The organism is Micromonospora carbonacea (genome assembly GCF_014205165.1).
Classification (GTDB): domain Bacteria; phylum Actinomycetota; class Actinomycetes; order Mycobacteriales; family Micromonosporaceae; genus Micromonospora; species Micromonospora carbonacea.
On the sequence record NZ_JACHMZ010000001.1, the window covers coordinates 263,682 to 285,611 of the forward strand.

Consider the following 21,930-nt stretch of genomic DNA (forward strand, 5'->3'; position numbering starts at 1 on the left):
CGCTTTGGGCCCGCCTCTTGGGGGTTTTCACACCTTTTGTCGGGGCCGTAAGTGCAAGATCACGAAGAGGGGGTGGCGTCAGGGGGTGTGGGGGCTGGGGGGTGGGGGTGGGGTGGTGAGGGTGGTCAGTTCGCGGGTGAGGTTGGCGTGGGCCTGCGGGGTCCAGTGGGTTTGCAGGTGGGGGTGGCGGTAGAGGGTGGGCAGGGACAGGAGGGAGCGCAGGACCCGCGCCCGGCCACGGCGGAAGTCCCCGTCCGGCACGTGCGCGTACTCCCGGCGGATGGCGGCGGCATAGCGGTCGTACTCCTCGGGCGGCCCGGCCAGCACGGCCAGGTCGGCGTCGCAGAGCAACGCCCCGTCGCGGTCGTCGGCGGCGACCGTGTGCCCGGCGGTGAGCAGCACCAGCCGGCGCACCTCGGCCACCGCCGCCGCCGGCACCCCGAGCCCGGTGAGCAGCCCCTCGGCGAGATCTGCGCTGGCCCGCTCGTTGGCGTCCCCGGCGGCGCGCGGGTCGTAGACCGCGTCGTGGCACCAGGCGGCCAGGCGGACCAGGTCCGGACGACCGGCGCAGCCGGCGTACGCGTCGACCACGTCGAGGACGGCGGCCAGGTGCCGGACCGTGTGGTAGCGGCGGTGCGGCTCCCGCCAGCGGGCCAGCAGCTCCTGCCCGGCGCGGGCCAGCGCGGGGCCGTCGGGTGCGCCGGCGCCCCGCACCGCCGCCCGCCACCGGGGCACCAGGCCGGCGCCCCGCCCGTCGTCGGCGTCGGCCCCCCGGTCGTCGTGCGGGACTGCCGCGCGGTGGTCGTCGGCCTCGGCCGCCCGGTCGTCGTGCGGGTCGGGCACCCGGGCATCGTCCAGCTCCGTCACCCGGCCGAGTCTGCCGCAGCGGGCGAGGATTCGCCGTCCCCGCTACGGGTAGTCCCCGCCATGGCCGTGGCCCGGGACCGCCGACCCTCGCTGCTGGGGCGCGCCACGATGCGCGACGGCAACGGCGGTGACGTCGACGCGCCACGGATCGCGGCGGCGATGGAACAGCTGCGCCACCGGGGCAGGGCCACGCTGCACGACCGGCTGCACCGGGTCCGGATGGCGCTCGGGCTGGCCGTCCAGGCCGGGCTGGCCGCGGCGCTGGCCTGGATCGTCTCCCACGAGCTGCTGCACAACCCGCAGCCGGTCTTCGCGCCGATCTCGGCGGTCGGCACCCTCGCCGCGTCGGTCGGCCAGCGGCTGCGGCGCACCGTCGAGCTGATCGTCGGGGTGGCGGTCGGGGTGTTCCTCGGCGACGTGCTGATCTACTTCCTGGGCACCGGCGGTTGGCAGCTCGGGATGGTGGTGACGGCCGCGATCCTGCTGACCATCTTCTTCGGCGCGAGCGTGGCGATCGTCATCCAGGCCGCCGCGACGGCCGTGCTGATCGTCACGCTCAGCCCGTCCACCGAGAACCTGGAGATACCGCGCTTCGTCGACGCGTTCGTCGGCGGCGGGATCGCGCTGGTGGTGACGGCGATCCTGCTGCCGCTGAACCCGCTGCGCGTGATCAACCGGGCCGCCCGGCCGGCGCTCGACCTGCTCGCCGACCAGCTCGACGTGGCCGCCGCCGCGCTGCGCGACCGGGACCGCGACAGCGCCCAGGGCGCACTGGAGCGGCTCCGGGAGAACAAGGCGGAGCTGGCCACCTTCACGGAGGCGATCGAGGGCGCGAAGGAGACCAGCACCCTCTCCCCGGCCCGCTGGCACCGGCGCAGCGAGCTGACCCACTATGCCGACGCGGCCGAGCCCATCGACCGGGCGATGCGCAACAGCGGCACCCTGATCCGGCGCTCGGTCACCATGATCGAGGACGGCGAGCCGGTGCCCGGCCCCATGCCCGACGCGGTGGGCCACCTCGCGGAGGCGGTCCGCCTGCTCCGCCACGAGTTCGCCGTCGGGGCGGAGCCGGAGAAGGCCCGGGAACGGTCCCTGCGCGCGGTCAGCGAGGCCGGCCGGGCATACGAGCAGGGGGTCGGATTCTCCGGCAGCGTGGTGGTCGCGCAGGTGCGGACCACCGCCAGTGACCTGCTGGTGGCCTCGGGCATCGAGCAGCAGGAGGCGAACCGGCTGGTCCGGGAGTCCTTCGGCGAGCAGGAGAAGCCGGCCCCGGAGGCGGACGAAGGCGAGCCCGGCCCCCGCAGGTCGCCCGCTGCCCCGTCCGTCGGCTGAGCGGCCGGGCCGCGCTCAGCCCCGCCCCGTCCGTCGGCTGAGCGGCCGGGGCGCGCTCAGCCCCGCCCCGGGCCGACCGGGTCAGCCCAGCTCGGCGAGGGCGGCCAGCAGGCGGTCGACGTCGCGCGCCGTGCTGCCCAGGCCGAGGCTCGCCCGCAGGGCGGTCGGCGGCAGGTCCGCCCGGCCGCTGCGGGCCGCCGCCTCGGCGAGCAGCCGCCGGGCCAGCGGGTGTGCGCAGAACAGCCCGTCGCGGACCCCGACGTCGTGCCGGGCCGCCAGCTCCGCCGCCACCTCGCCCGAGTCCCGGCCGGCGACGACGAACGAGACGATGCCGACGCGGGGCGCGTCCGGGCCGAAGGTACGCAGCTCCACCACGTGCGGCAGGGCGGCCAGGCCCTGCCGGAGCCGGGCCAGCAGGGCCTGCTCCCGGGCGTGCAGCTCGTCCCGGTCGGCCTCGGCGAGCGCCGCGCAGACCGCCGCGAGGGCGACCGCGCCGAGCAGGTTGGGGGTGCCCGCCTCGTGCCGGGCCGGGCCGGCGGCCCAGCGCACCTCGTGCGTGGCGTCCCCGACGTGGCTGGTCGCGCCCCCACCCGCCAGGTACGGCGGGGCCGCGTCGAGCCAGTCGCCCCGCCCGAGCAGCACCCCCGCGCCGAACGGCGCGTACAGCTTGTGCCCGGAGACCGCCAGGTAGTCGACGCCCAGCGCGGCGACGTCGACCGGGGCGTGCGGGGCGAGCTGGGCGGCGTCCACGGCGATCCGGGCGGCGTGCCGGCGGGCGACGGCCGCCAGCTCGGCCACCGGCCAGCGTTCCCCGGTCACGTTGCTCGCCCCGGTGACCGCCACCAGCACCGGCGGGCCGGCGGGGCGGCTCGGGCCCCCGGCCCCCGGCGTCGCGTCCCGGCGCAGCTCGGTCAGCGCCGCGTCCAGGGCCCGGACCGCCTCGCCGGGGCCCGCCGGCACGGGCAACCGCACCGAGCCGCGCGGCCAGGGCAGCAGGTTGGCGTGGTGCTCGCCGGCGAACGTCACCACCGTCGTCCCGGTGGGCAGGGCGCGGGCCAGCAGGTTCAGCGCGTCCGTCGTGTTGCGGGTGAAGATCACGTGGTCGCCGGGGCGGGCGCCGAAGAAGTCGCCGACGGTCTGCCGGGCCCGCTCGTAGGCGAGGGTGCAGCGCCGCGACAGCGCGCCCGCGCCCCGGTGCACGCTGGCGTACCAGGGGAGCAGCTCGGCCACGGCGTCGGCCGCCGCCCGCGCGCACGGCGCGCTGGCCGCGTGGTCCAGGTTGGTCTGGCCCGGCACGCCGAGCACGTCGAGCGGCCGCGACGACGCCGGCGCGGTCCGCGCGGGCAGCGGGGCGGGCGGGGGTACGAGGGTGACGGTCATGCCGACCTCCGGGTCCGGGGACCCCGGGTGACGCCACCGGAGACGGGGTCCGCGCTTGCCCAGCGCCGGACGGGGCTGGGCCCGGTCATCACCCGGGGCACCCCACCGCGAACTCGACGAGGGTTGCCGGCCAGCAAGCCGGGGCTTGACGCTGGCGCTCGTGACCTGACGACAGGATAACGGTCGGCGGATGCGCCCGGAACGGGCGGCGGGGGGTGACTACGCTGACAGAATGGCCGACACCCCACCCGGCGGCGCGCCGGTGCCGCCGTGGACCGCGCCCGACGTCCCCGCGCCGCCCGGCGGGTCCGCCCCCCGGATGCCGCTGCGCCGGCTGGGCTGGCGACGGTTCCTGGTGCTGGCCCTGGTGGTGCTGCTGATCGCGGCGTGCGCGGTCTACATGCTCTTCGTGCTCGGCTCCAACCTCGGGCCGCAGGCGCTGCTGATCGGGGTGGTCGCCGCGATCCTGCCGGTGCCGGTGCTGGTCTCCTGCTTCCTGTGGCTCGACCGGTACGAGCCGGAGCCGCTGAAATACCTGATCTTCTGCTTCGCGTGGGGCGCGTTCGTCTCGACGGCCGCCTCGCTGACCGTGAACGAGTTCTTCGCCGCCAGGTTCGCCGACTGGGGGCTGCCGAACGCCCTCACCGGCGTGCTCGTCGCCCCGTTCATCGAGGAGCTGACGAAGGCGCTCGGGCCCATCCTGCTGCTGATCTTCCGCCGCCGCGAGTGGTCCGGGATCACCGACGGCCTGGTCTACTGCGGCCTGTCGGCGGTCGGCTTCGCCATGGTGGAGAACATCCTCTACCTGGGCGGCTACGGCTACGCCTCCGGCGTCGACGAGTACGGCCCCGCCACCGGCGCGCGGCAGGTCATCGCGATCTTCATCGTCCGGATCCTGCTGTTCGGGTTCGCGCACCCGCTGTTCACCTCGATGACCGGGGTGGGGCTCGGCATCGCCGCCCGCACGGCCGACCGGCGGGTGCGGTTCCTCGCCCCGCTCGCCGGCCTGCTGCTGGCGATGATGCTGCACGGCACCTGGAACCTGCTGCCGTCGCTGGCCCAGGCCACCGGCCAGGCCATGATCGCCCTGTACGGCTATCTGGGCGTGATGGTGCCGATCTTCTTCGCCATGGTCGGGCTGGCCATCTGGCTGCGCGGCTGGGAGGGGCGGCTGACCGAACGCACCCTGCCCGACTACGTGCGGGCCGGCTGGCTCACCCCGCCCGAGGTGGCGTCGCTGGGCAGCCTCGGCCGGCGGCACGCGGCCCGCACCTGGGCCCGTCGGGTGGCCGGCGACGCGGGACTCAGGGCGATGCGGGGATACCAGTTCTCGGCCACCCGGCTGGCGCTGCTGCGCGACGGGATGCGCCGGGGGCTGGACCGCCGGCCCGCCGACCGGGAACGGACGATCAGGGAGGAACGGGAGCTGCTGGACGCGCTCACCGCGTACCGGTCGTTCTTCGTCGGACGGGACCCGCAGGCGCCCGTCGGCAGCTGGGACGGCCACCGCTACCACCTGCGGTTCCCCGACGGCTCGCAGCGCGCCGTCGACGCGCCGGACGAGCCGGTCGTGCCGATCCCGGTGGTGCTCGTCCCGCCGCCACCGCCCCCGGCCCACCCGGCGGGCTACGGCCCACCCGGCTGGTACGGCCCTCACCAGCCCCCGCCCTGGCCACCACGGACGGGCTGACGGCCGGGCGTGTGCGGGGTGGGCGGGCGGCCCGTTCAGGTCGTCAGGCCGGTGAGGAAGTCGCCCATGCCCTGCGCCATCGCCATCAGGCCCCCGCCGACCGACCTGCACACCTGCGCCGCGCCGTCCGGCCGGAACGCCACGAAGTAGATCAGGAACGCGACGCCGCCCCAGAGGAACACCTTTTTCCAGAACACCGGCACACGCTCCCCTCCCCAGGGTGCTGGACGTGCCTGGCTTCCCGTCGCGGACGGCCGCAAACGAAGCAGCCCCCGCCAGGCCGCGCACGGTGCGCCCCGGGGGAGGAGTGTCAAGAGGGGGCCCCTGCTATGCAGAAAGCGTTAACAGGGGGCCCTTCCTTACAGGTAGAGGCCGGTGGAGCCGGTGGTCTCCGCCTCGACGCGTTCGGCGGCCACGGCGTGCACGTCCCGCTCGCGCAGCAGCACGTAGCCCCGGCCCTGGAGCTCGACCTCGGAGCGGTCGTCGGGGTCGAAGAGGACGCGGTCGCCGGAGACGATCGAGCGGACGTGGGGACCCACGCCGACGGCGGTCGCCCAGGCGAGGCGCTTGCCGACGGCGGCGGTCGCCGGGATCACGATGCCGGCGGTGGAGCGGCGCTCACCCTCGCTCCCCTCCAACCGCACCAGCACCCGGTCGTGCAGCAGACGGATCGGCAGGCCGGAGTCGAGGCTGTCATCGGCGGTCACGACGGGAACGGTACCGCGTCCCCGCAGACCGGTCCGCCGGTGGTTACGGGGTCGAGGCCCAGGGCAATGTTGGCGCAACCGCCCTAGGCTGGGACGGAAGGACGTATCCTGTCCACCCCTGTCGTCTGGGCGGGCGGGTTCTGCTGCGGGAGGTGCGCTTGAGCCGCTTCGAGCGGGTGTGGGGACGGCTGCACCGCGCGTACGAGTCGGGACGGGACGCGGTGCGGCAGGCCCGCGCCGACCCGACCGGGCGGGCCGACGTGACGGGCCGCCGGGCGTCGCCCGGCAGCATCGACGCCTCGGCCGAGGCGGGGGTGGCCTCGCCCCGCTCGCCGGGGCCGGTGGCCCCGCCGTCGGCGGTCGTGGTCGGCGCCGAGCTGCCCGCCGCGCTGCACAACTCCACCTCCAGCCGCGACGACGCGGACGTGCCGCACGCGCTGCGTATCGCGGCCGCGTGGTCGTGGCGGCTGATCGTCATCGGCGTCGTGTTCTGGGCGCTGCTGAAGATCGTCGCCACCGTCAGCATCGTGATCATCCCGCTGGCCATCGCCATGCTGCTCTCGGCGCTGCTCGCGCCGGCCGTGGGCTGGCTGCTGCGGGCGCGTTTCCCCCGTTCGCTGGCGACGGCCGTGGTGCTGGTCGGCGGCCTGGCGGCCGTGGTCGGCACGCTGACGCTGGTGGTCAACGAGTTCATCAAGGGCGTGCCGGAGCTGAGCAAGAAGTCCTCCGAGGGCGTGCGGCAGATCCAGGACTGGCTCAAGACCGGCCCGCTGCACCTGTCGGACAGCCAGCTCGACCGGTACATCGAGGAGGCCCAGTCCTGGATCAACAACAACACCGAGCGGTTCACCAGCGGGGCGGTCTCCACGGCGGCGACCCTGGCCGAGGTGCTCACCGGCATCGTGCTGGTGCTCTTCGCCACGTTCTTCTTCCTGCGTGACGGCAGCCGGATCTGGCGTTTCCTGGTGCGGTTGCTGCCGGTGGCGGCCCGGTGGAAGGTCGACGACGCCGGCCGGGCGTCCTGGGAGACGCTGGGCGCCTACGTGCGGGCCACGGTGCTGGTCGCGTTCATCGACGCGGTCGGCATCGGCACCTTCCTGGTGATCTTCGACATCCCGTTCGCGTTCCCGCTGGCGGCGCTGGTCTTCCTCGGCGCGTTCATCCCCATCGTCGGGGCCGCGCTCTCCGGCGGGGTCGCGGTGCTGGTGGCGCTGGTCGACAGCGGCCCGGTCACCGCCCTGATCATCCTCGGCGTGGTGATCGGCGTGCAGCAGGTCGAGGGGCACGTGCTCCAGCCGCTGATCATGGGCCGGGCGGTGGCCATCCACCCGCTCGCGGTGATCATCGGCATCGCGGCGGGCGTGGTGCTCGCCGGGATCACCGGCGCGCTGGTGTCGGTGCCGCTGATCGCGGTGCTCAACACGGCCGTCCGCCGGCTCGCCGCGCGGACGGTGCCGGACACCCCGCCCGACGCCGTGGTGGTCGCCTCGCAAGCACCCTGACCGGCCGGCGGGCGAACCGGCCCGCCCCGCCGACCCGGCCGCGTCACGACCTGCCGAGCCGCTCCAGCGCCCCCCGGGCCACCTCCGGGCGCGTCGTGTACCAGAACGGGGGCAGCGAGCGGCGCAGGAACGGGCCGTAGCCCCGGGCCGTCTCCAGCCGCGAGTCGAGCACCGCGACCACGCCCCGGTCACCGGTGGCCCGGATCAGCCGGCCCACCCCCTGCGCCAGCCGGACCGCCGCGATCGGCACGCTGACGGCGGAGAACCCGGAGCCGCCGCCCGCGTCCACGGCGGCGGCGCGGGCCGCCGCGAGCGGCTCGTCCGGCCGGGGGAACGGCAGCCGGTCGATCACGACGAGCTGGCAGGAGTCGCCCGGCACGTCGACCCCCTGCCACAGCGACATCACGCCGAACAGGCAGCTCGACTGCTCCTCGCGGAACCGGCGCACCAGCAGCGGCAGCGACTCCTCGCCCTGGAGCAGGACCGGCAGGTCGGTCTTCGCGCGCAGCAGCTCCGCCGCCTGCTGCGCGGCCCGCCGGGAGGAGAACAGCCCGAGGGTACGCCCACCCAGCGCCCCGACCAGCGCCAGCAGCTCCTCGCCGGCCGCGTCGGGCAGCCCGGAGGCGGCGGGGCGGGGCAGGTGCGCCGCCACGTAGAGGATGCCCTGCCGGGCGTAGTCGAACGGGGAGCCGACGTCGAGCGACCGCCAGCCCGGCCCCTCGGTGGCGGGCACGGTGCCGGTGGTGGGGCGGCTGCCCGGGGCGGCGGCCACCGGCGTCGCGCCGGCCGGGGCGTCCCCCCGGGCGGTGGCGGCGGCCAGCGCGGCGGCGGCCGGGGACGGCGGGGCGGGCGGCGGCGCCTCCAGCCCCAGGGCCCGGGCCACCGTGTCGAACCGGCCGCCCAGCGCCAGGGTCGCCGAGGTGGCGACGACGGTGCGCTCGTCGTACAGGTGGGTGGCGAGGGTGCCGGCGACCGACAGCGGGGCCACCACCAGGGCCCGGCGGCTGCCGTTGTCGGGCTTCTCCACCCACGCCACGTCGTGCTCGGACTCCTCCAGCAGCCGCTGGGCGGTGGCCGACAGCTCGTCGAGCACCGCCTTGGCCTGCTGCTTGCGGACCGGGTCCGGGTCGTCGGACTTGACCTCGCCGATCGCGTCGAGCCCGGCCCGGGTGGCGGCGTCGAGCAGGGTGCACGCCTCGCGCAGCGGGCCGGGCAGCCCGGCGGTGAGGCGGCCGGCGGGCACCTCGGCCAGCCCGACGGCGAGCGCGTCGCCGGCCTCGGTGAGCCGCTCGGCGACCTCCGGACGCAGCAGCGGCCGGGCCCGCCGGGTGGACCGGTCGATCAGCTCCGGCACCAGCTCGGCCTGGGCCGCCGAGGAGACCCGGTCGGCCAGCTCGTGCGCCTCGTCGACGATCAGCAGCTTGTGCGGCGGCACGATGTGCCGGCCGGCGATCATGTCGACGGCGAGCAGGCTGTGGTTGGTCACCACGATGTCGGCCTCGCGGGCGCGGGCCCGGGACGCCTCGGCGAAGCACTCCGCGCCGAACGGGCAGCGGGACGCCCCCACGCACTCCCGGGCCGGCATCGACACCAGCCGCCAGGCCAGGTCGTCGACGCCCGGGTCCAGCTCGTCGCGGTCGCCGGTGTCGGTCTCCATCGCCCAGTCGCGCAGCCGCTCGATCTGCTTGCCGAGCCGGCCCGCCTCGCCGAGCCACCTCCCGCCCCCGCCGCCCGACCGGGGCTCGACGGCGTCGAACAGGGTGTCCGTCGGCTCGTCCTCCGTCGAGTTGTCCAGCCGGGCCAGGCACAGGTAGTGGTGGCGGCCCTTGAGCACGGCGAAGGTGGGCCGGCGGCCGAGCACGGGCTCCACCGCCTCGGCGAGCCGGGGCAGGTCGTGCTCGACGAGCTGGGACTGCAACGCCAGGGTCGCGGTGGAGACCACCACCGGGCCGTCCACGGTCAGGGCCGGGGCCAGGTAGCCCAGCGACTTGCCGGTGCCGGTGCCGGCCTGCACCAGCAGGTGCTCGCCGGAGGCCACGCACTCGGAGATCGCCGTGGCCATCTGCTGCTGGCCGGGGCGGGCCGCGCCGCCGGGGACCGCGCCGACCGCGGCGGCGAGCAGCTCGCCGGCGTCGGCCCGCTTGCCGCGCCGCCGGGCGGAGGTGCGGGGGAGGGCGGAACCGGGAGCGGTGCGCGGCGGAGTCACCGTGCGAAGGTACCCGCCGCCGCCGACACCGGTCCGCCCCCGCCCCGCGTGGCGGGGTCACCGTACGAAATCTCCTGGCATCGATTCCGTTACTTCCCCCCGCGCGACGGGTGGGCGGAATCGACTAGGGTGCGACTCATGCCGAGCGACGTGGTCCGCGTGATCTACCGTAAATACGACGGCAGAGCCCACCGCGACTACCCGGCCCGCCGCCTGGCCACGGACGATCTCGGCGTGTGGCTCGGCGTGCCGGCCGGCACCGAGTCCATCTACCACGGCCAGCCGTCGGTCGAGCAGATCCCCTTCGTCCTGCTGGTGCCGCACCACGCCTGGTGGACGTGCATGTTCAACCCGCCGCCGCGCACGAGCGAGGTCTACTGCGACATCGCCACCCCGGCCCGCTGGGAGGGCGACGACACCGTCCACCTGTTCGACCTCGACCTCGACGTGGTGCGCCGCCGGGGCACCGGCCTGGTCGAGCTGCGCGACGAGGACGAGTTCGCCGAGCACCGCGAGCAGTTCGGCTACCCCGACGACCTGGTGGCCGAGGCGGAGACGGCCTCCCGCTGGCTGCTGGGCGTGCTCGGCGACGGCAGCGAGCCGTTCGCCACGGCGTACCGGAAGTGGCTGGCCCTGGTGGTCTGAGCCCGGCCCGCCCGCGGCCCGCCGCCGGCGACCGCGAACGTGACACCGCGCTCGACGGGCGGGAGTGGCCGGGGTAGGTGATGATCCAGTCATGAGCGGGTTCGATGGTGCGCGGTCGGCTGCCGGCCGCGCGGTCCGGGACGTCGTGCCGCCCCACGGGGCGACGATGCGGGAGTTGCTGCGGGTGGGCGGGGGCGCCGTCGACCTGGCGGCGATCGACCCCCGGTCGACGCCGGGGCTGCCGGCGGTCGCCGCCGAGGGCGACGGGGGCCGCAAGGCGTGGGCGCGGGAGCAGGTGCGGTTGCTCGGCGCGGCCCTGGGGCGGCAGCAGGAGATGCTGTACGCCGGCGCGCAGGCCGCCGCTGGTCGGGGCGCGCCCACCGGCGCTCCCGCGGCGGCCGACGCCGCACCGGGGCGGGACCGGCCCGACCGGGTGCTGCTGGTGTTGCAGGCCATGGACTGCGGCGGCAAGGACGGCACGATCCGGCGGGTCGCCGGGGCGATGAACCCGCTCGGGCTGCACATCCGGTCGTTCGGGCCGCCGACGGCGCAGGAGCGGCGGCGCGGCTTCCTGTGGCGGATCCGCCGGGCCCTGCCCCCGCCCGGCTACGTCGGGGTCTTCAACCGGTCGCACTACGAGGACGTGCTGATCGCCCGGGTGGAGTCGCTGGTGTCGGAGGCCACCTGGCGGGCCCGGTACGACCAGATCAACGCCTTCGAGCGGGAGCTGACCGGCTCCGGGGTGCGGCTGGTCAAGGTCATGCTGCACATCTCGTACGCGGAGCAGGGCGAGCGGCTGCTGGCCCGGCTGACCGACCCGACGAAGCACTGGAAGTACCACCCGAGCGACCTGGACTCCCGGGCCCGCTGGGGCGACTACCAGGCCGCGTACGCCGAGGCCCTGAGCCGGTGCGGCACGGACGCCGCGCCGTGGCACGTGGTGCCGGCCGACCGGAAGTGGTACCGGGACTGGGCGGTGGCGCACCTGCTGCGGGAGACGTTCGACGACCTGGATCTCGGGTATCCGCCGGCGGACTTCGGCGTGGCGGCGGAGCGCAGGCGGCTGCGCGGCGACTGACCGGCCGGTTACGCGGCGGCTGACCGGCGGTGAGCTGGCCGGGCGTCGTCCGGCGGTCGGCCGGCGCTCGTGGGCCGGTGCCCGGTGGTTGCGGGCCGGGTGCCCGGTTCCAGGTGAACGACAGGTGAACTACCAGTAAATGGCGGCTGGCCAGGGGTGGGCCGACGAATTCGCGGCCCGGCCGTTTCCTAGCATTCCCGTTGCAGGCACCCCCGGGGGCGTCCGCCACCCTTCCACCGACACGACGAGGTCCAGGCTGTGAAGTTTTCCTTCCGCCCCACCGAGGGCGCCTTCTACGAGCTCTTCACCAGGGCCGCGCAGAACCTGGTGCGGGGCACCGAGCTGCTCAACGAGCTGGCCCTGCCGGGCGTGGACGTGCAGTCGGTGAGCGAGCGGCTGACCGAGGTCGAGCACGACAGCGACCAGATCACCCACGACCTCTACAAGAAGATCAACTCCACCTTCATCACCCCGTTCGACCGGGAGGACATCTACCGGCTGGGGTCGCTGCTCGACGACGTGATGGACCACCTGGAGGCCGTGGGCAACCTGCTCTACCTCTACGGACTGACCAAGCTGCCGGCGCTCCCGCGCGAGCTGCACGAGCTGGTCAACGTGCTGGACCAGCAGGCGAAGCTGACCGCCGAGGCGATGCCCCGGCTCAAGTCGATGAAGGACCTCGAGGACTACTGGATCGAGTGCAACCGGCTGGAGAACGACGGCGACCAGGCGTACCGGATGCTGCTGGTCCGCCTCTTCTCCGGCGAGTACGACGCGCTCACGGTGCTCAAGATGAAGGAGGTCGCCGACGAGCTGGAGGCCGCCTGCGACGCCTTCGAGCACGTGGCCAACACCGTCGAGACCATCGCGGTCAAGGAGTCCTGATCCTGTGAGTCCCGAACTCATCGCCGTGCTGGCGGTGATCGCGGTGGCCCTGGCGTTCGACTACACCAACGGCTTCCACGACGCCGCCAACGCGATCGCGACCAGCGTCTCCACCCGCGCCCTGACACCCCGGGTCGCGCTCGCCCTCGCGGCCGTCGGCAACTTCGTCGGCGCACACTTCGGCGCCGGGGTCGCCAAGACCGTCGGCGACAACCTCGTCACCCTGCCCACCGGCATCGCGAGCCTGGGGGTCGTCTTCGCCGGGGTGCTCGGCGCGATCGCCTGGAACCTGATCACCTGGTACTTCGGCCTGCCGTCGTCGTCCTCGCACGCGCTGTTCGGCGGCCTGGTCGGGGCGACCCTGCTGGCCACCGGCGGCGTCGTGCAGTGGATCAACATCGGCGAGAAGGTGCTGCTGCCGATGGTGCTCTCGCCGATCGTCGGCCTGACGCTGGGCTACCTGCTGATGCTGGCGATCCTGTGGCTGTTCCGCAACGGGCAGCCGGGCAAGCTGAACCGGGGCTTCCGCTGGGCGCAGACCGCGTCGGCGGCGGCCATGTCCGTCGGCCACGGCATGCAGGACGCCGCGAAGACCATGGGCATCGTGGTCCTCGCCCTCTACACGGGCGGCTTCCAGGACGACAAGACCCACATCCCCGGCTGGGTGTTCTGGACGTCGGCGGCGATGCTGGCGGCCGGCACGTACGCCGGTGGCTGGCGGATCATCCGGACCCTCGGCCGCAAGATCATCGACCTGGGCCCGCCGGAGGGCTTCGCCGCCGAGACGGTGGCCAGCTCGGTGCTCTACTTCAACGCGCTGGTGCTCCACGCGCCGATCTCCACCACCCACACGATCACCTCGGCGATCATGGGCGTGGGGGCGACAAAACGGCTCTCCGCGGTGCGCTGGAACGTCGCCGGCAACATCGTGGTCGCCTGGATCATCACGTTCCCGGCGGCGGCGCTGATCGCCTGCGTCACCTACCTGCTGGTCCGCCCCCTCTTCGGCTGACGACCGCCCGCCGCGCGCGACGTCCGGCGGTCTCACCCGCCCGGCGCGCGCCGGCCCGGCGGTTAGGAAGGGCCCCCTGTACAACAGAAGGCGTTAACAGGGGGCCCTTCCTTGCACCTCACTTGTAGTGGACGCCGATCTGCTCGCGGATCGCGTCCAGCAGGCCCATCACCTCGAGCGTGGTGGCGTGCGGCACCAGCGGGCTCTCCGTCAGCCCCGCCGCGAGGCAGCGCTGCACCTCGATCGCCTCGTACTGGTAGCCGCCGCCGGTCAGGTCGGCCGGGATCGTCTCCGGCTCCGCGCCGGCCCGGTGCAGCGTCGCCGACGGCGGCCGGAAGAACGGCGCGGGCAGGTCGATGCGGCCGGTGGTGCCGGTGATCGAGGCGACCATCGGGCTCGCCCCGATCATGCCGCAGCTCAGCGTCGCCACGGCCCCCGAGTCGTAGCCGAAGACGATGCCGGTGTTCTCGTCGACCCCCTCCGGGCCGATCTTCGCCCACGACCGCACGTGCTGCGGGACGCCGAGCAGCAGGTGGGCCAGGCTGACCGGGTAGACGCCCAGGTCGAGCAGCGCGCCCCCGCCCAGCGCGCGGGCCCGCATCCGGCTCTCCGGCGCGAACGGCCCGGCCACCCCGAAGTCGGCCTGCACGCCGGTGACCTGCCCGATCGCCCCCTCGGCGAGCAGCTCCACCACCCGCAGGACCAGCGGGTTCGTGCGCATCCACATGGCCTCCATGAGGAAGACCCCCCGGGCGCGGGCCGCCTCGACCAGCTCGGTGCTGTCGGCCAGGTCGAGGGTGAACGGCTTCTCCACCAGCACCGCCCGGCCCGCCGTCAGGCAGGTCATCGTCGCCTCGTGGTGCGCCGAGTGCGGGGTCGCCACGTAGATCGCGTCCACCTCGTCGTCGGCGGCCAGGTCCGCCCAGGACCCGTACGCCCGCCGTGCGCCGTGCCGGTCGGCGAACGCCCGCGCCGACTCCGACGTGCGCGAGCCGACCGCGACCAGCTCGGCCCCCGGCACGTGCCGCAGGTCCTCGGCGAAGTGGGCGGCGATGTTACCGGTGGCCAGAATCCCCCAACGTGTCATGCGACCACGCTAGCCGGGCGGGAGCGGACCCCCCACCGCTGCCGGACCGGCGGATCCACCCTGCGGGACTACGCTCGCGGCATGACGATCGACAGCCACGGTTTCCCCGCCCCGCCGGCCCTGGTCGCGCACGCCCGGCGGTTCCGCGCCGAGGGCGGCACGCCCGCGCGGCCCCGGGTCGCGGCCACCGTGCTGCTGCTGCGCCCGGCCGGCGACGACTTCGAGGTGTACGTCATCCGTCGCGCCGCCGCGATGGCCTTCGGCGGCGTGTACGCGTTCCCCGGCGGCGGCGTGGACCCGTCCGACTCGGCGGCGCACCTCGACTGGGCGGGGCCCGAGCCGGCGGGCTGGGCCGGGCGGCTGGGTGTCGCGCCGGACGCCGCGCAGGCGGTGGTGTGCGCCGCGGCCCGTGAGGTCTTCGAGGAGTCCGGGGTGCTCCTGGCCGGGCCGGACCCGGCGACAGTGGTGGGCGACGTCAGCGGGGACGACTGGGAGTCCGCCCGGCAGGACCTGGAGGCCCGTCGCCGGGGCTTCGCCGACCTGCTCGCCGGGCGGGGGCTGACCCTCCGGTCGGACCTGCTGCTGCCGTGGAGCCGGTGGATCACCCCGGAGTTCGAGCCGCGCCGCTTCGACACGTACTTCTTCGTGGCCCTGCTGCCGGCCGGGCAGCGGACCCGGGACGTCTCCGGCGAGGCCGACCACACCATGTGGGTACGCCCGGCGGACGCCCTGGCCCGCGCGGAGGCCGGCGAGCTGACCATGCTGCCGCCGACCCTGGTGACGCTGGCCGAGGTGGCCGCCGCCGGTGACCTGGCCGGGGTGGCCCGCGCGTCGGCCACCCGCGACGCGGCGACGCCGATCACCCCGCGCCTGGACCTGCCCGCCGACGGCGAGCCCCGCTTCGTGCTCGGCTGAGCGCCCTCGCCCTGCCTGCCCGCCCGGCGGCCCGCCGGGTTAGGAAGGGCCCCCTGTGCAACAGAAAGCGTTGACAGGGGGCCCTTCCTTGCACCTCTGCGGGCCTCAGCCGAAGCGGCCCGTGATGTAGTCCTCGGTCTTCTTCTGGCTCGGGTTGCTGAAGATCTTCTGGGTGTTGTCGTACTCGATGAGGCGGCCCGGGTCGCCGGTCTTCTCGATCGAGAAGAAGGCCGTGCGGTCGGAGACGCGGGCGGCCTGCTGCATGTTGTGCGTGACGATGATGATGGTGAACTTGTCCTTGAGCTGGAACATCAGATCCTCGATCGCCAGCGTGGAGATCGGGTCCAGCGCCGAGCACGGCTCGTCCATCAGCACCACCTGCGGCTCGACGGCGATCGTGCGGGCGATGCAGAGCCGCTGCTGCTGGCCGCCGGACAGGCCCGCGCCCGGCTTGCCGAGGCGGTCCTTCACCTCGTTCCACAGGTTCGCCGCGCGCAGCGAGTTCTCGGCCGCCTCGTCCAGGATCGACTTCTTGCGCACCCCGTTGAGCCGCAGCCCGGCCACCACGTTCTCGTAGATGCTCATGGTGGGGAACGGGTTGGGCCGCTGGAAGACCATGCCGATCATCCGGCGTACGGCGGTGACGTCCACGTCGCGGTCGTAGATGTTCTGCCCGTCGATGGTGAGGTCGCCCTCGACGCGGGCGCCCGGCAGCACCTCGTGCATCCGGTTGATCGACCGAAGGAACGTCGACTTGCCGCAGCCGGACGGCCCGATGAGGGCGGTCACGGTCTTCGGCTCGACGGTCAGGTTGATGTTCTCGATCGCCTTGAAGCCGCCGTAGTAGGCGGTGACGTTTGTGGCGTCGACGCGCTTGGCCATGGTGGTGGTACCTCCGGGATTCATCGGCCGAGCCGGTTCCGGCGAGCCAGCAGCTTCGCCGCGATCGTCAGGATCAGCACGAGGGCGACCAGGGTCAGCGCCGCCGTCCACGCGCGAGCCGGGGCGTACTTCGACGCGTCGCCCGCCTGCTGGTAGACGAACAGGGCCAGCGACGACTGGTTGTTCTCGAACGGGTTGAAGTTGATCGCCGCGCCGCCGCCGGCCACGAGCAGCACCGGCGCGGTCTCGCCGGCCGCCCGCGCGATGGCGAGCATGACGCCGGTGACGATGCCGGGCAGCGCGGTCGGGAGCACGACCCGCAGGATGGTCTTCCACTTCGGCACGCCGAGGGCGTACGCGCCCTCGCGCAGCGGCGCGGGGACGAGCCGCAGCATCTCCTCGGTGGAGCGGACGACGGTGGGCAGCATCAGCACGCTCAGCGCCAGCGCGGCGGCGAAGCCGGAGAAGCCCGGCCGCCCGTCGTTGAACACCGGCGAGACGACCAGCACCCAGAAGGCCAGCACGAAGAGGCCGGAGACGATGGACGGGATGCCGGTCATCACGTCGACGAAGAACCGGATCGCGAAGGCGAACCGGCCCCGGCCGTACTCGACGATGTAGATCGCGCAGAGGATGCCGAGCGGGACGGTGATCAGCGCGGCGATGCCGACCTGCTCCAGCGTCCCGACGATCGCGTGGTACGCGCCGCCGTTGGCGTCCCGGGCCCCGATGTTGTTCATCGAGGTGCCGAAGAAGTTGCCGTCGAGGCGCTCGACGCCCTTGCTGACCAGCGTCCACACCACGGACGCCAGGGGCAGCACGGCCAGCACGAACGCCGAGTGGATCAGCGCGCTCCAGGTGCGGTTGCGGGCCGAGCGCCGCCCCTCGACGGCGTGCGCGGCGGCGAAGAGACCGGCCAGGTAGAGCAGCGCGGCGACGGCCACGACGAGCACGGGGCCGCCGATGCCGGTGCCGTACACGACGGCGGCGGCGACCGCGACGGCCCCGACGGCGATGGCCGGCGGGGCGTACTTCGGCAGCCGCTTCGCCCGGAGGCTGGCCGGCTGGGCCGGCGGCCGGGTGCGGTGGTTGGCGACGGTGGTGCTCATGCGGCCGACTCCGTGAACTCGCGGCGGCGGTAGATGATCGCCCGCGCCGTGATGTTGACGATCAGCGTGATGGTGAACAGCACCAGGCCGGAGGCGATGAGGGCACCCCGCCCGGTGTCGTTCGCCTCGCCGAACGCGTTGGCGATGTTGGCGGCGATGGTGTTGCCGCCGTTCTCGATCAGGTTGAACGAGATGCCGAAGGTGATGCCGAGGGTCATCGCCAGCGCGATGGTCTCGCCGAGCGCGCGGCCGAGGCCGAGCATCACGGCGGCGATGATGCCGGGGCGGCCGTACGGGAGGACGGCGGTGCGGATCATCTCCCACCGGGTCGCGCCGAGCGCGAGGGCCGCCTCCTCGTTGGCGGTCGGGGTCTGGAGGAACACCTCGCGGGAGAGCGAGGTGACGATCGGCAGCACCATGATCGCCAGCACCAGCGCGCCGAGCATGATCGACTTACCGAACGGGCCGTCGCCGCCGAAGATCGGGATCCAGCCGAAGTAGGTGTTCAGCCAGACCGAGAAGTCCCGCACCGGGTTGACGAAGATGTCCCGCCCCCAGAGGCCGAAGACCACGCTCGGCACGGCGGCCAGCAGGTCGATGAGGAAGCCCAGCGCGGTGCCGAGCCGGCGCGGCGCGTAGTGGGACAGGTAGAGCGCGATGCCCAGCGCCACCGGCACCGCGATCAGCAGCGCCAGCGCGGAGCTGAGCACCGTGCCGAAGGCGAGCGTGCCGATGCCGAACTTCGGGGCGGTGTCGTTGGGCGACCAGCCCTCGTACGTCCAGAAGTTCGCGGTGTTGGCGCGCAGGGCCGGCACCGCCTTGGCGATCAGGAAGACCGCGATGGCGGCGATGATCACCAGGACGGCGGCGCCGGCGGCCAGGGTCAGGCCGCGGAAGGCGCGCTCCGCGCCGAAGGCCCGCGCCCGGGGCAGGCCACCGCCGCCGCCGAGGCCGCCCCCGCCGGGGGTACGGGTGCTGACTGGTGCCTCGGCCACACGCGCCGAGGCACCGGCGGGTCGCCCGTGGCCCGAGGCCACGCGGATCCCGCCGGTGCCGGCGTCGGCCGAGCGGGGAGGGGTTTCACCCATCTGCTCGCTCGCTTCGAGTTGAGGGAGGTGGTGGTGTCGGTCGCGGTCAGGAGAGGTTCTTGACCGCGGCCTCGACCTTGGTGCGGACCGAGTCCGGCAGCGGGGCGTAGCCCAGCTCGGTCAGCTCGGCCTGGCCCTGGGCGCTGGCGGCGTGGCCCAGCAGGCCCTTGACCAGCGGCAGCTTGTCGGCGGCGATGCCCTTGCTGCAGACGATCTCGTAGGTCACCAGGACGATCGGGTACGCCCCGGCCTCCTTGGTGGCGTAGTCGACCGACATCTTCAGGTCGTCGCCCTGGCCCTCGATCTTGGCCCCGGCGATGGTCTTGCCCGCGTTCTCGGCGGTCAGCTCGGCGAACTCGCCCGCCCCGTTACCGATCTTGGCCATCTTCAGGCCGGCGTTCTCGGCGAAGGACCACTCCATGTAGCCGATCGAGCCGTCGGCGCCCTTGACGGAGCTGGCCACGCCGTCGGAGCCCTTCGCGCCGGTGCCGCCCGGGGCCTTCCACGCCTTGGCGTTCTCGAAGGTCCAGTCCGCGGCCGAGGTCTTGGCCAGGAACTTGGTGAAGTTGTCGGTGGTGCCGGACTCGTCGGAGCGGTGCACCGTCTGGATGGTGGTCGACGGCAGCTTGGCGTCCGGGTTGTCGGCCTTGATCGCCGGGTCGTCCCACTTGGTGACCTTGCCCGCGAAGATCTTCGCGAGGGTGGCCGGCTTGAGCTGGAGGTTGTCCACGCCGCTGACGTTGTAGGCGACGGCGACCGGGCCGATCACCATCGGCAGGTGGATCGCCGCGCCGCCGGCGCACTTGGCGTCGGCCTGCGGCTGCTCCTCGGGCTTGAGCGCCGAGTCGGAGCCGGCGAAGTCGGCGGTGCCGGCGATGAACGCCTGGATGCCCGCGCCCGAGCCGGACGGCTCGTAGTTGATCGTGCTACCGGCGCACTTCTGCTGGTAAGCCTTGATCCACTCAGCCATGGCGTTCTTCTGGGCCGACGAGCCCTGCGCGTTCAGGGTGCCGGTGGCGCAGTCGGCCGCGGCGGCCGAGCCGGACGCGGAGGCGCCGCTGGCGGGCTCGTTGTTGTCCGAGCCGCATGCACTGAGACCGAGCACCGCAGTAAGAGCGAGGCAGGCGATAGTGCCGTGCCGCTGGAGCTTCACCTGAGGGGTTTCCCTTCACGTCTGGACGGGCCGTTCCCGGCTGGGTGACCCGGGGGAGGGCCGGCGTGACCCGGCTGAACTGAAAGTTAGGAGGGCCAGGTAGCCGGATCGCCGGTCGCAAGTGAACGAGGAGTGAACAGGTGCGGCCGGGCGGGTTGCCGCAGGCTGAGGAAGGGTTGTCCATTTCGTGAACTCGCGGCCGACTATCGCTATTAATGCGATATATCCGGGCAGCCGTTATCGCGCCGAGGCCGTGCCGTGACGCCTCCGTGACGCGGCGGGTGCCGGTGTGGGTGCCGGGGCGGGGCCGTCAGCCGAGGTGGTAGTTGACGTGCGCGGACCAGCGGGCGAAGCCGGCCCGCTCGTAGAGGGCGACCGCACCGGCGTTCGACTCGTCCACGTAGAGCATCACCCGGTTCAGCCCCCGCCGACGCAGGTACGCCAGCCCGGCCGAGGTGAGCGCCCGGCCGAGCCCGCCGCCGTGCGCGGCCGGGTCGACCCCGAGCACGTAGACCTCGCCGATGCCGGCCGCGCCCGGCCGGGTGTGCACCTTCGTCCAGTGGAAGCCGAGCAGCCGGCCGGTGTCCGTGGCGACGGCGAGCAGGAAGCCGGCCGGGTCGAACCACGGCTCGGCGAGGCGTACCCGCAGGTCGTCCGCCGTCCAGCGACCCTGCTCCGGGTGGCTGGCGAAGGCCCGGGCGTTCAGCGCGAGCCAGTCCGCGTCGTCCTGCCCCGGCACGAACGCGCGCAGCGCCACCCCGTCGGGCAGGCGCGGCTCGGGCGGCGGGTCGGCCAGGGGCCGGCGCAGTTGCCAGAGCACCCGGGCCCGGGTGAGGCCGAGGTCGACGCCGAGCGCGGCGGCGGACGGGTGGTCGCCGTGCGCCCAGGCGCGTACCGGCCCGGTGGCGGCCGCGAGGGCCTCCCGGGCCAGCGCCCGGCCGGTGCCCCGCCGCCGGTGCGCGGGGTGCACGGCCAGCTCCACGCCGACGCCGCCGGCCGGGTCGGTGGTGTCCAGGTGCGCGTACCCGGTCAGGGCGCCGCCGGGCGCACGGGCCGCGAGGTGCACCGCCGGGGCGTGCGGGTCGCGCAGCCGCAGCAGCGTGTGCTCGTCGAACGGGTCGGCCCCGTCGGCGTCGCCCGCCGCGCGGGCCAGGGCCAGCACCTCGGTCACCTCGCCCGGCGTCAGCAGGTCGGCCCGGGTCACCCGGTCGGTCGTCGGCTCGGCGCTGCTCATCCGACCAACGGTAGCGGGACCGCCGCCCGGGCGGGGCCGTTGGCCCGGGCACCGCTGGACGGGGGGCCGACGCCAGGTGGTGCCCGGCCCAGGCGGCCCCGGCTCAGGCGCTGCCGGTGGGCAGGGCCTCCAGCCGGAACCGGGCCGCCAGGTCCGGCAGGATGCTGCGCAGCGCGTCCACCGTGCCCTGCCGGTTGCCGCCCGCGTCGTGCAGCAGCACGATCGAGCCCGGCTGCGCCTCGGCGGAGACGTCGCGGACGATCCGGGCCGCCCCCGGGGCCCGCCAGTCCGACGGGTCGACGGTCCAGTGCAGGGGGATCAGCCCCAGCTCCTCGGCCACCGACACCACCGGGTACGTCCACGCCCCGCCCGGCTGGCGGTAGTAGGCGATCTCGGCGTCGGGCACGGCGGCCCGGATCGCCGCGTTGGTGCGCAGCAGGTCGGCCCGGATGACGTCGGTCGACCGCTTGCCGAGCAGCTCGTCGTGGTGCCAGGAGTGGTTGCACAGGGTGTGGCCGTCGGCCACGATCGCCTGGATCAGGTCGGGGTGGCGCTGCGCGTTCTCGCCGACCACGCAGAAGGTGGCCTTGACGCCCTGCTCCCGCAGCAACGCCAGGACCTGCGGCGTGTACTGCGGGTCCGGCCCGTCGTCGAAGGTCAGCGCCACCTGCGCCGACCCGGTGGTGACCCGGGCGCCGAACAGGCCGTCGCCCCCGGTCTCCGGCGGCTGCGCGGTCCCGCCGTCCTGGCCGTCCTGGCCGGACTCGGTGGGCGCGCCGGGCCCGTCGGTGGCGGTGGGCGGCGCCCCGCCCCGGCCGGGGCCACCCTGCGCCGGCTGGTCGGCGAAGCTCGGGTCGTCCGCGCTCGCGCTGACCCCGGTGGCCTGCCGGGCCGGGCCGGGCACCATGCTGCGGCCCAGCGCGTACGCGGAGCCGAGCAGGGAGACCACCACCAGGGTGGCGAGCGCCACGAACCGCCCGGTCGTGTCGACGCGCATCAGTGGTCGCCGCCGCTCGGTCGCGGGGGTCGGCCCCTCGTCGCCCCCGTGGTCATCGCACGCACCGTCGCCCCTTTCCTCGGCCACTTCGCCAGTCAGGATAAAACTGGCTAGTGGAGCAAAAGGGGCAAACCGGAAACTCCGCGACGTCGACTGTCCCC

At 74.3% G+C, this 21,930-nt stretch carries 20 protein-coding genes and 1 riboswitch; of the genes, 8 read left to right on the forward strand and 12 right to left on the reverse strand.

The window, feature by feature from the left end:
• Positions 1 to 78: 78 nt before the first annotated feature.
• Positions 79 to 738: an HD domain-containing protein gene (locus HDA31_RS01210; protein WP_178067869.1), complete on the reverse strand. Its 660-nt coding sequence runs from the start codon at positions 736 to 738 to the stop codon at positions 79 to 81.
• A gap of 237 nt (positions 739 to 975) precedes the next feature.
• Between HDA31_RS01210 and HDA31_RS01215 the strand changes: the two genes are divergently transcribed.
• Positions 976 to 2,199: an FUSC family protein gene (locus tag HDA31_RS01215; RefSeq protein ID WP_181019400.1), complete on the forward strand. Its 1,224-nt coding sequence runs from the start codon at positions 976 to 978 to the stop codon at positions 2,197 to 2,199.
• Positions 2,200 to 2,280: 81 nt separating this feature from the next.
• On the opposite strand, the gene HDA31_RS01220 is transcribed toward HDA31_RS01215, so the two are convergent.
• Positions 2,281 to 3,579, reverse strand: coding sequence for an aminotransferase class V-fold PLP-dependent enzyme (locus HDA31_RS01220; protein WP_178066560.1), 1,299 nt, complete (start codon positions 3,577 to 3,579; stop codon positions 2,281 to 2,283).
• Positions 3,580 to 3,625: 46 nt separating this feature from the next.
• Positions 3,626 to 3,745, reverse strand: a riboswitch (SAM riboswitch).
• 24 nt (positions 3,746 to 3,769) lie between these two features.
• On the opposite strand from HDA31_RS01220, the gene HDA31_RS01225 reads away from it, so the two are divergent.
• Entirely contained in the window at positions 3,770 to 5,269 is a 1,500-nt protein-coding gene (locus HDA31_RS01225) for a PrsW family intramembrane metalloprotease (RefSeq protein WP_074472372.1), read from the forward strand.
• Between the two features lie 35 nt (positions 5,270 to 5,304).
• On the opposite strand, the gene HDA31_RS01230 is transcribed toward HDA31_RS01225, so the two are convergent.
• Complete coding sequence (locus HDA31_RS01230) at positions 5,305 to 5,466, reverse strand: hypothetical protein (RefSeq protein WP_176734729.1); 162 nt, start codon at positions 5,464 to 5,466, stop codon at positions 5,305 to 5,307.
• A 162-nt stretch (positions 5,467 to 5,628) separates the two neighbouring features.
• Positions 5,629 to 5,976, reverse strand: a complete 348-nt coding sequence (locus HDA31_RS01235; protein WP_178067867.1) for a GroES family chaperonin — start codon at positions 5,974 to 5,976, stop codon at positions 5,629 to 5,631.
• Positions 5,977 to 6,128: 152 nt separating this feature from the next.
• On the opposite strand from HDA31_RS01235, the gene HDA31_RS01240 reads away from it, so the two are divergent.
• Positions 6,129 to 7,478, forward strand: coding sequence for an AI-2E family transporter (locus tag HDA31_RS01240; RefSeq protein ID WP_376701350.1), 1,350 nt, complete (start codon positions 6,129 to 6,131; stop codon positions 7,476 to 7,478).
• Between the two features lie 43 nt (positions 7,479 to 7,521).
• On the opposite strand, the gene HDA31_RS01245 is transcribed toward HDA31_RS01240, so the two are convergent.
• Positions 7,522 to 9,684 (reverse strand): ATP-dependent DNA helicase, encoded by a 2,163-nt coding sequence (locus tag HDA31_RS01245; protein ID WP_178066559.1) that lies wholly within the window; start codon positions 9,682 to 9,684, stop codon positions 7,522 to 7,524.
• 138 nt (positions 9,685 to 9,822) lie between these two features.
• Between HDA31_RS01245 and HDA31_RS01250 the strand changes: the two genes are divergently transcribed.
• The 4 genes from HDA31_RS01250 (at position 9,823) to HDA31_RS01265 (ending at position 13,304) form a co-directional block, all read left to right on the forward strand.
• Positions 9,823 to 10,329 (forward strand): ribonuclease FAU-1 family protein, encoded by a 507-nt coding sequence (locus tag HDA31_RS01250; protein WP_178066558.1) that lies wholly within the window; start codon positions 9,823 to 9,825, stop codon positions 10,327 to 10,329.
• Positions 10,330 to 10,495: 166 nt separating this feature from the next.
• On the forward strand, positions 10,496 to 11,407 hold the full coding sequence (locus tag HDA31_RS01255) for a PPK2 family polyphosphate kinase (protein WP_178067863.1): 912 nt from the start codon (positions 10,496 to 10,498) through the stop codon (positions 11,405 to 11,407).
• Positions 11,408 to 11,665: 258 nt separating this feature from the next.
• Complete coding sequence (locus tag HDA31_RS01260) at positions 11,666 to 12,292, forward strand: DUF47 domain-containing protein (protein WP_043965192.1); 627 nt, start codon at positions 11,666 to 11,668, stop codon at positions 12,290 to 12,292.
• Positions 12,293 to 12,296: 4 nt separating this feature from the next.
• A complete protein-coding gene (locus HDA31_RS01265) occupies positions 12,297 to 13,304 on the forward strand; it encodes an inorganic phosphate transporter (protein ID WP_074472375.1) in 1,008 nt (335 codons plus the stop codon).
• A gap of 118 nt (positions 13,305 to 13,422) precedes the next feature.
• On the opposite strand, the gene HDA31_RS01270 is transcribed toward HDA31_RS01265, so the two are convergent.
• A complete protein-coding gene (locus tag HDA31_RS01270; RefSeq protein ID WP_178066557.1) occupies positions 13,423 to 14,391 on the reverse strand; it encodes a Gfo/Idh/MocA family protein in 969 nt (322 codons plus the stop codon).
• An 81-nt stretch (positions 14,392 to 14,472) separates the two neighbouring features.
• Here HDA31_RS01270 and HDA31_RS01275 point away from each other — a divergent pair, with 81 nt between their 5' ends.
• Complete coding sequence (locus HDA31_RS01275) at positions 14,473 to 15,306, forward strand: NUDIX hydrolase (protein WP_178066556.1); 834 nt, start codon at positions 14,473 to 14,475, stop codon at positions 15,304 to 15,306.
• 105 nt (positions 15,307 to 15,411) lie between these two features.
• Here HDA31_RS01275 and pstB read toward each other — a convergent pair whose 3' ends face one another.
• The 6 genes from pstB to HDA31_RS01305 form a co-directional block, all read right to left on the reverse strand.
• Positions 15,412 to 16,188, reverse strand: a complete 777-nt coding sequence (gene pstB / locus HDA31_RS01280) for a phosphate ABC transporter ATP-binding protein PstB (RefSeq protein ID WP_074472378.1) — start codon at positions 16,186 to 16,188, stop codon at positions 15,412 to 15,414.
• A 20-nt stretch (positions 16,189 to 16,208) separates the two neighbouring features.
• Positions 16,209 to 17,297 (reverse strand): phosphate ABC transporter permease PstA, encoded by a 1,089-nt coding sequence (gene pstA / locus HDA31_RS01285; RefSeq protein ID WP_178066555.1) that lies wholly within the window; start codon positions 17,295 to 17,297, stop codon positions 16,209 to 16,211.
• On the reverse strand, positions 17,294 to 18,385 hold the full coding sequence (gene pstC, locus HDA31_RS01290) for a phosphate ABC transporter permease subunit PstC (protein ID WP_074472380.1): 1,092 nt from the start codon (positions 18,383 to 18,385) through the stop codon (positions 17,294 to 17,296). Before pstC ends, pstA begins: the two co-directional genes overlap by 4 nt.
• A gap of 46 nt (positions 18,386 to 18,431) precedes the next feature.
• Positions 18,432 to 19,538 carry a phosphate ABC transporter substrate-binding protein PstS gene (gene pstS / locus HDA31_RS01295; RefSeq protein ID WP_074472381.1) on the reverse strand — a complete coding sequence of 369 codons (1,107 nt, stop codon included), beginning with the start codon at positions 19,536 to 19,538 and terminating at the stop codon, positions 18,432 to 18,434.
• Between the two features lie 310 nt (positions 19,539 to 19,848).
• On the reverse strand, positions 19,849 to 20,772 hold the full coding sequence (mshD, locus tag HDA31_RS01300) for a mycothiol synthase (protein WP_178066554.1): 924 nt from the start codon (positions 20,770 to 20,772) through the stop codon (positions 19,849 to 19,851).
• A 103-nt stretch (positions 20,773 to 20,875) separates the two neighbouring features.
• The gene (locus tag HDA31_RS01305) at positions 20,876 to 21,769 is read right to left on the reverse strand and encodes a polysaccharide deacetylase family protein (RefSeq protein ID WP_178066553.1); all 894 of its coding nucleotides are present in this window, start codon (positions 21,767 to 21,769) and stop codon (positions 20,876 to 20,878) included.
• Positions 21,770 to 21,930: the final 161 nt, after the last annotated feature.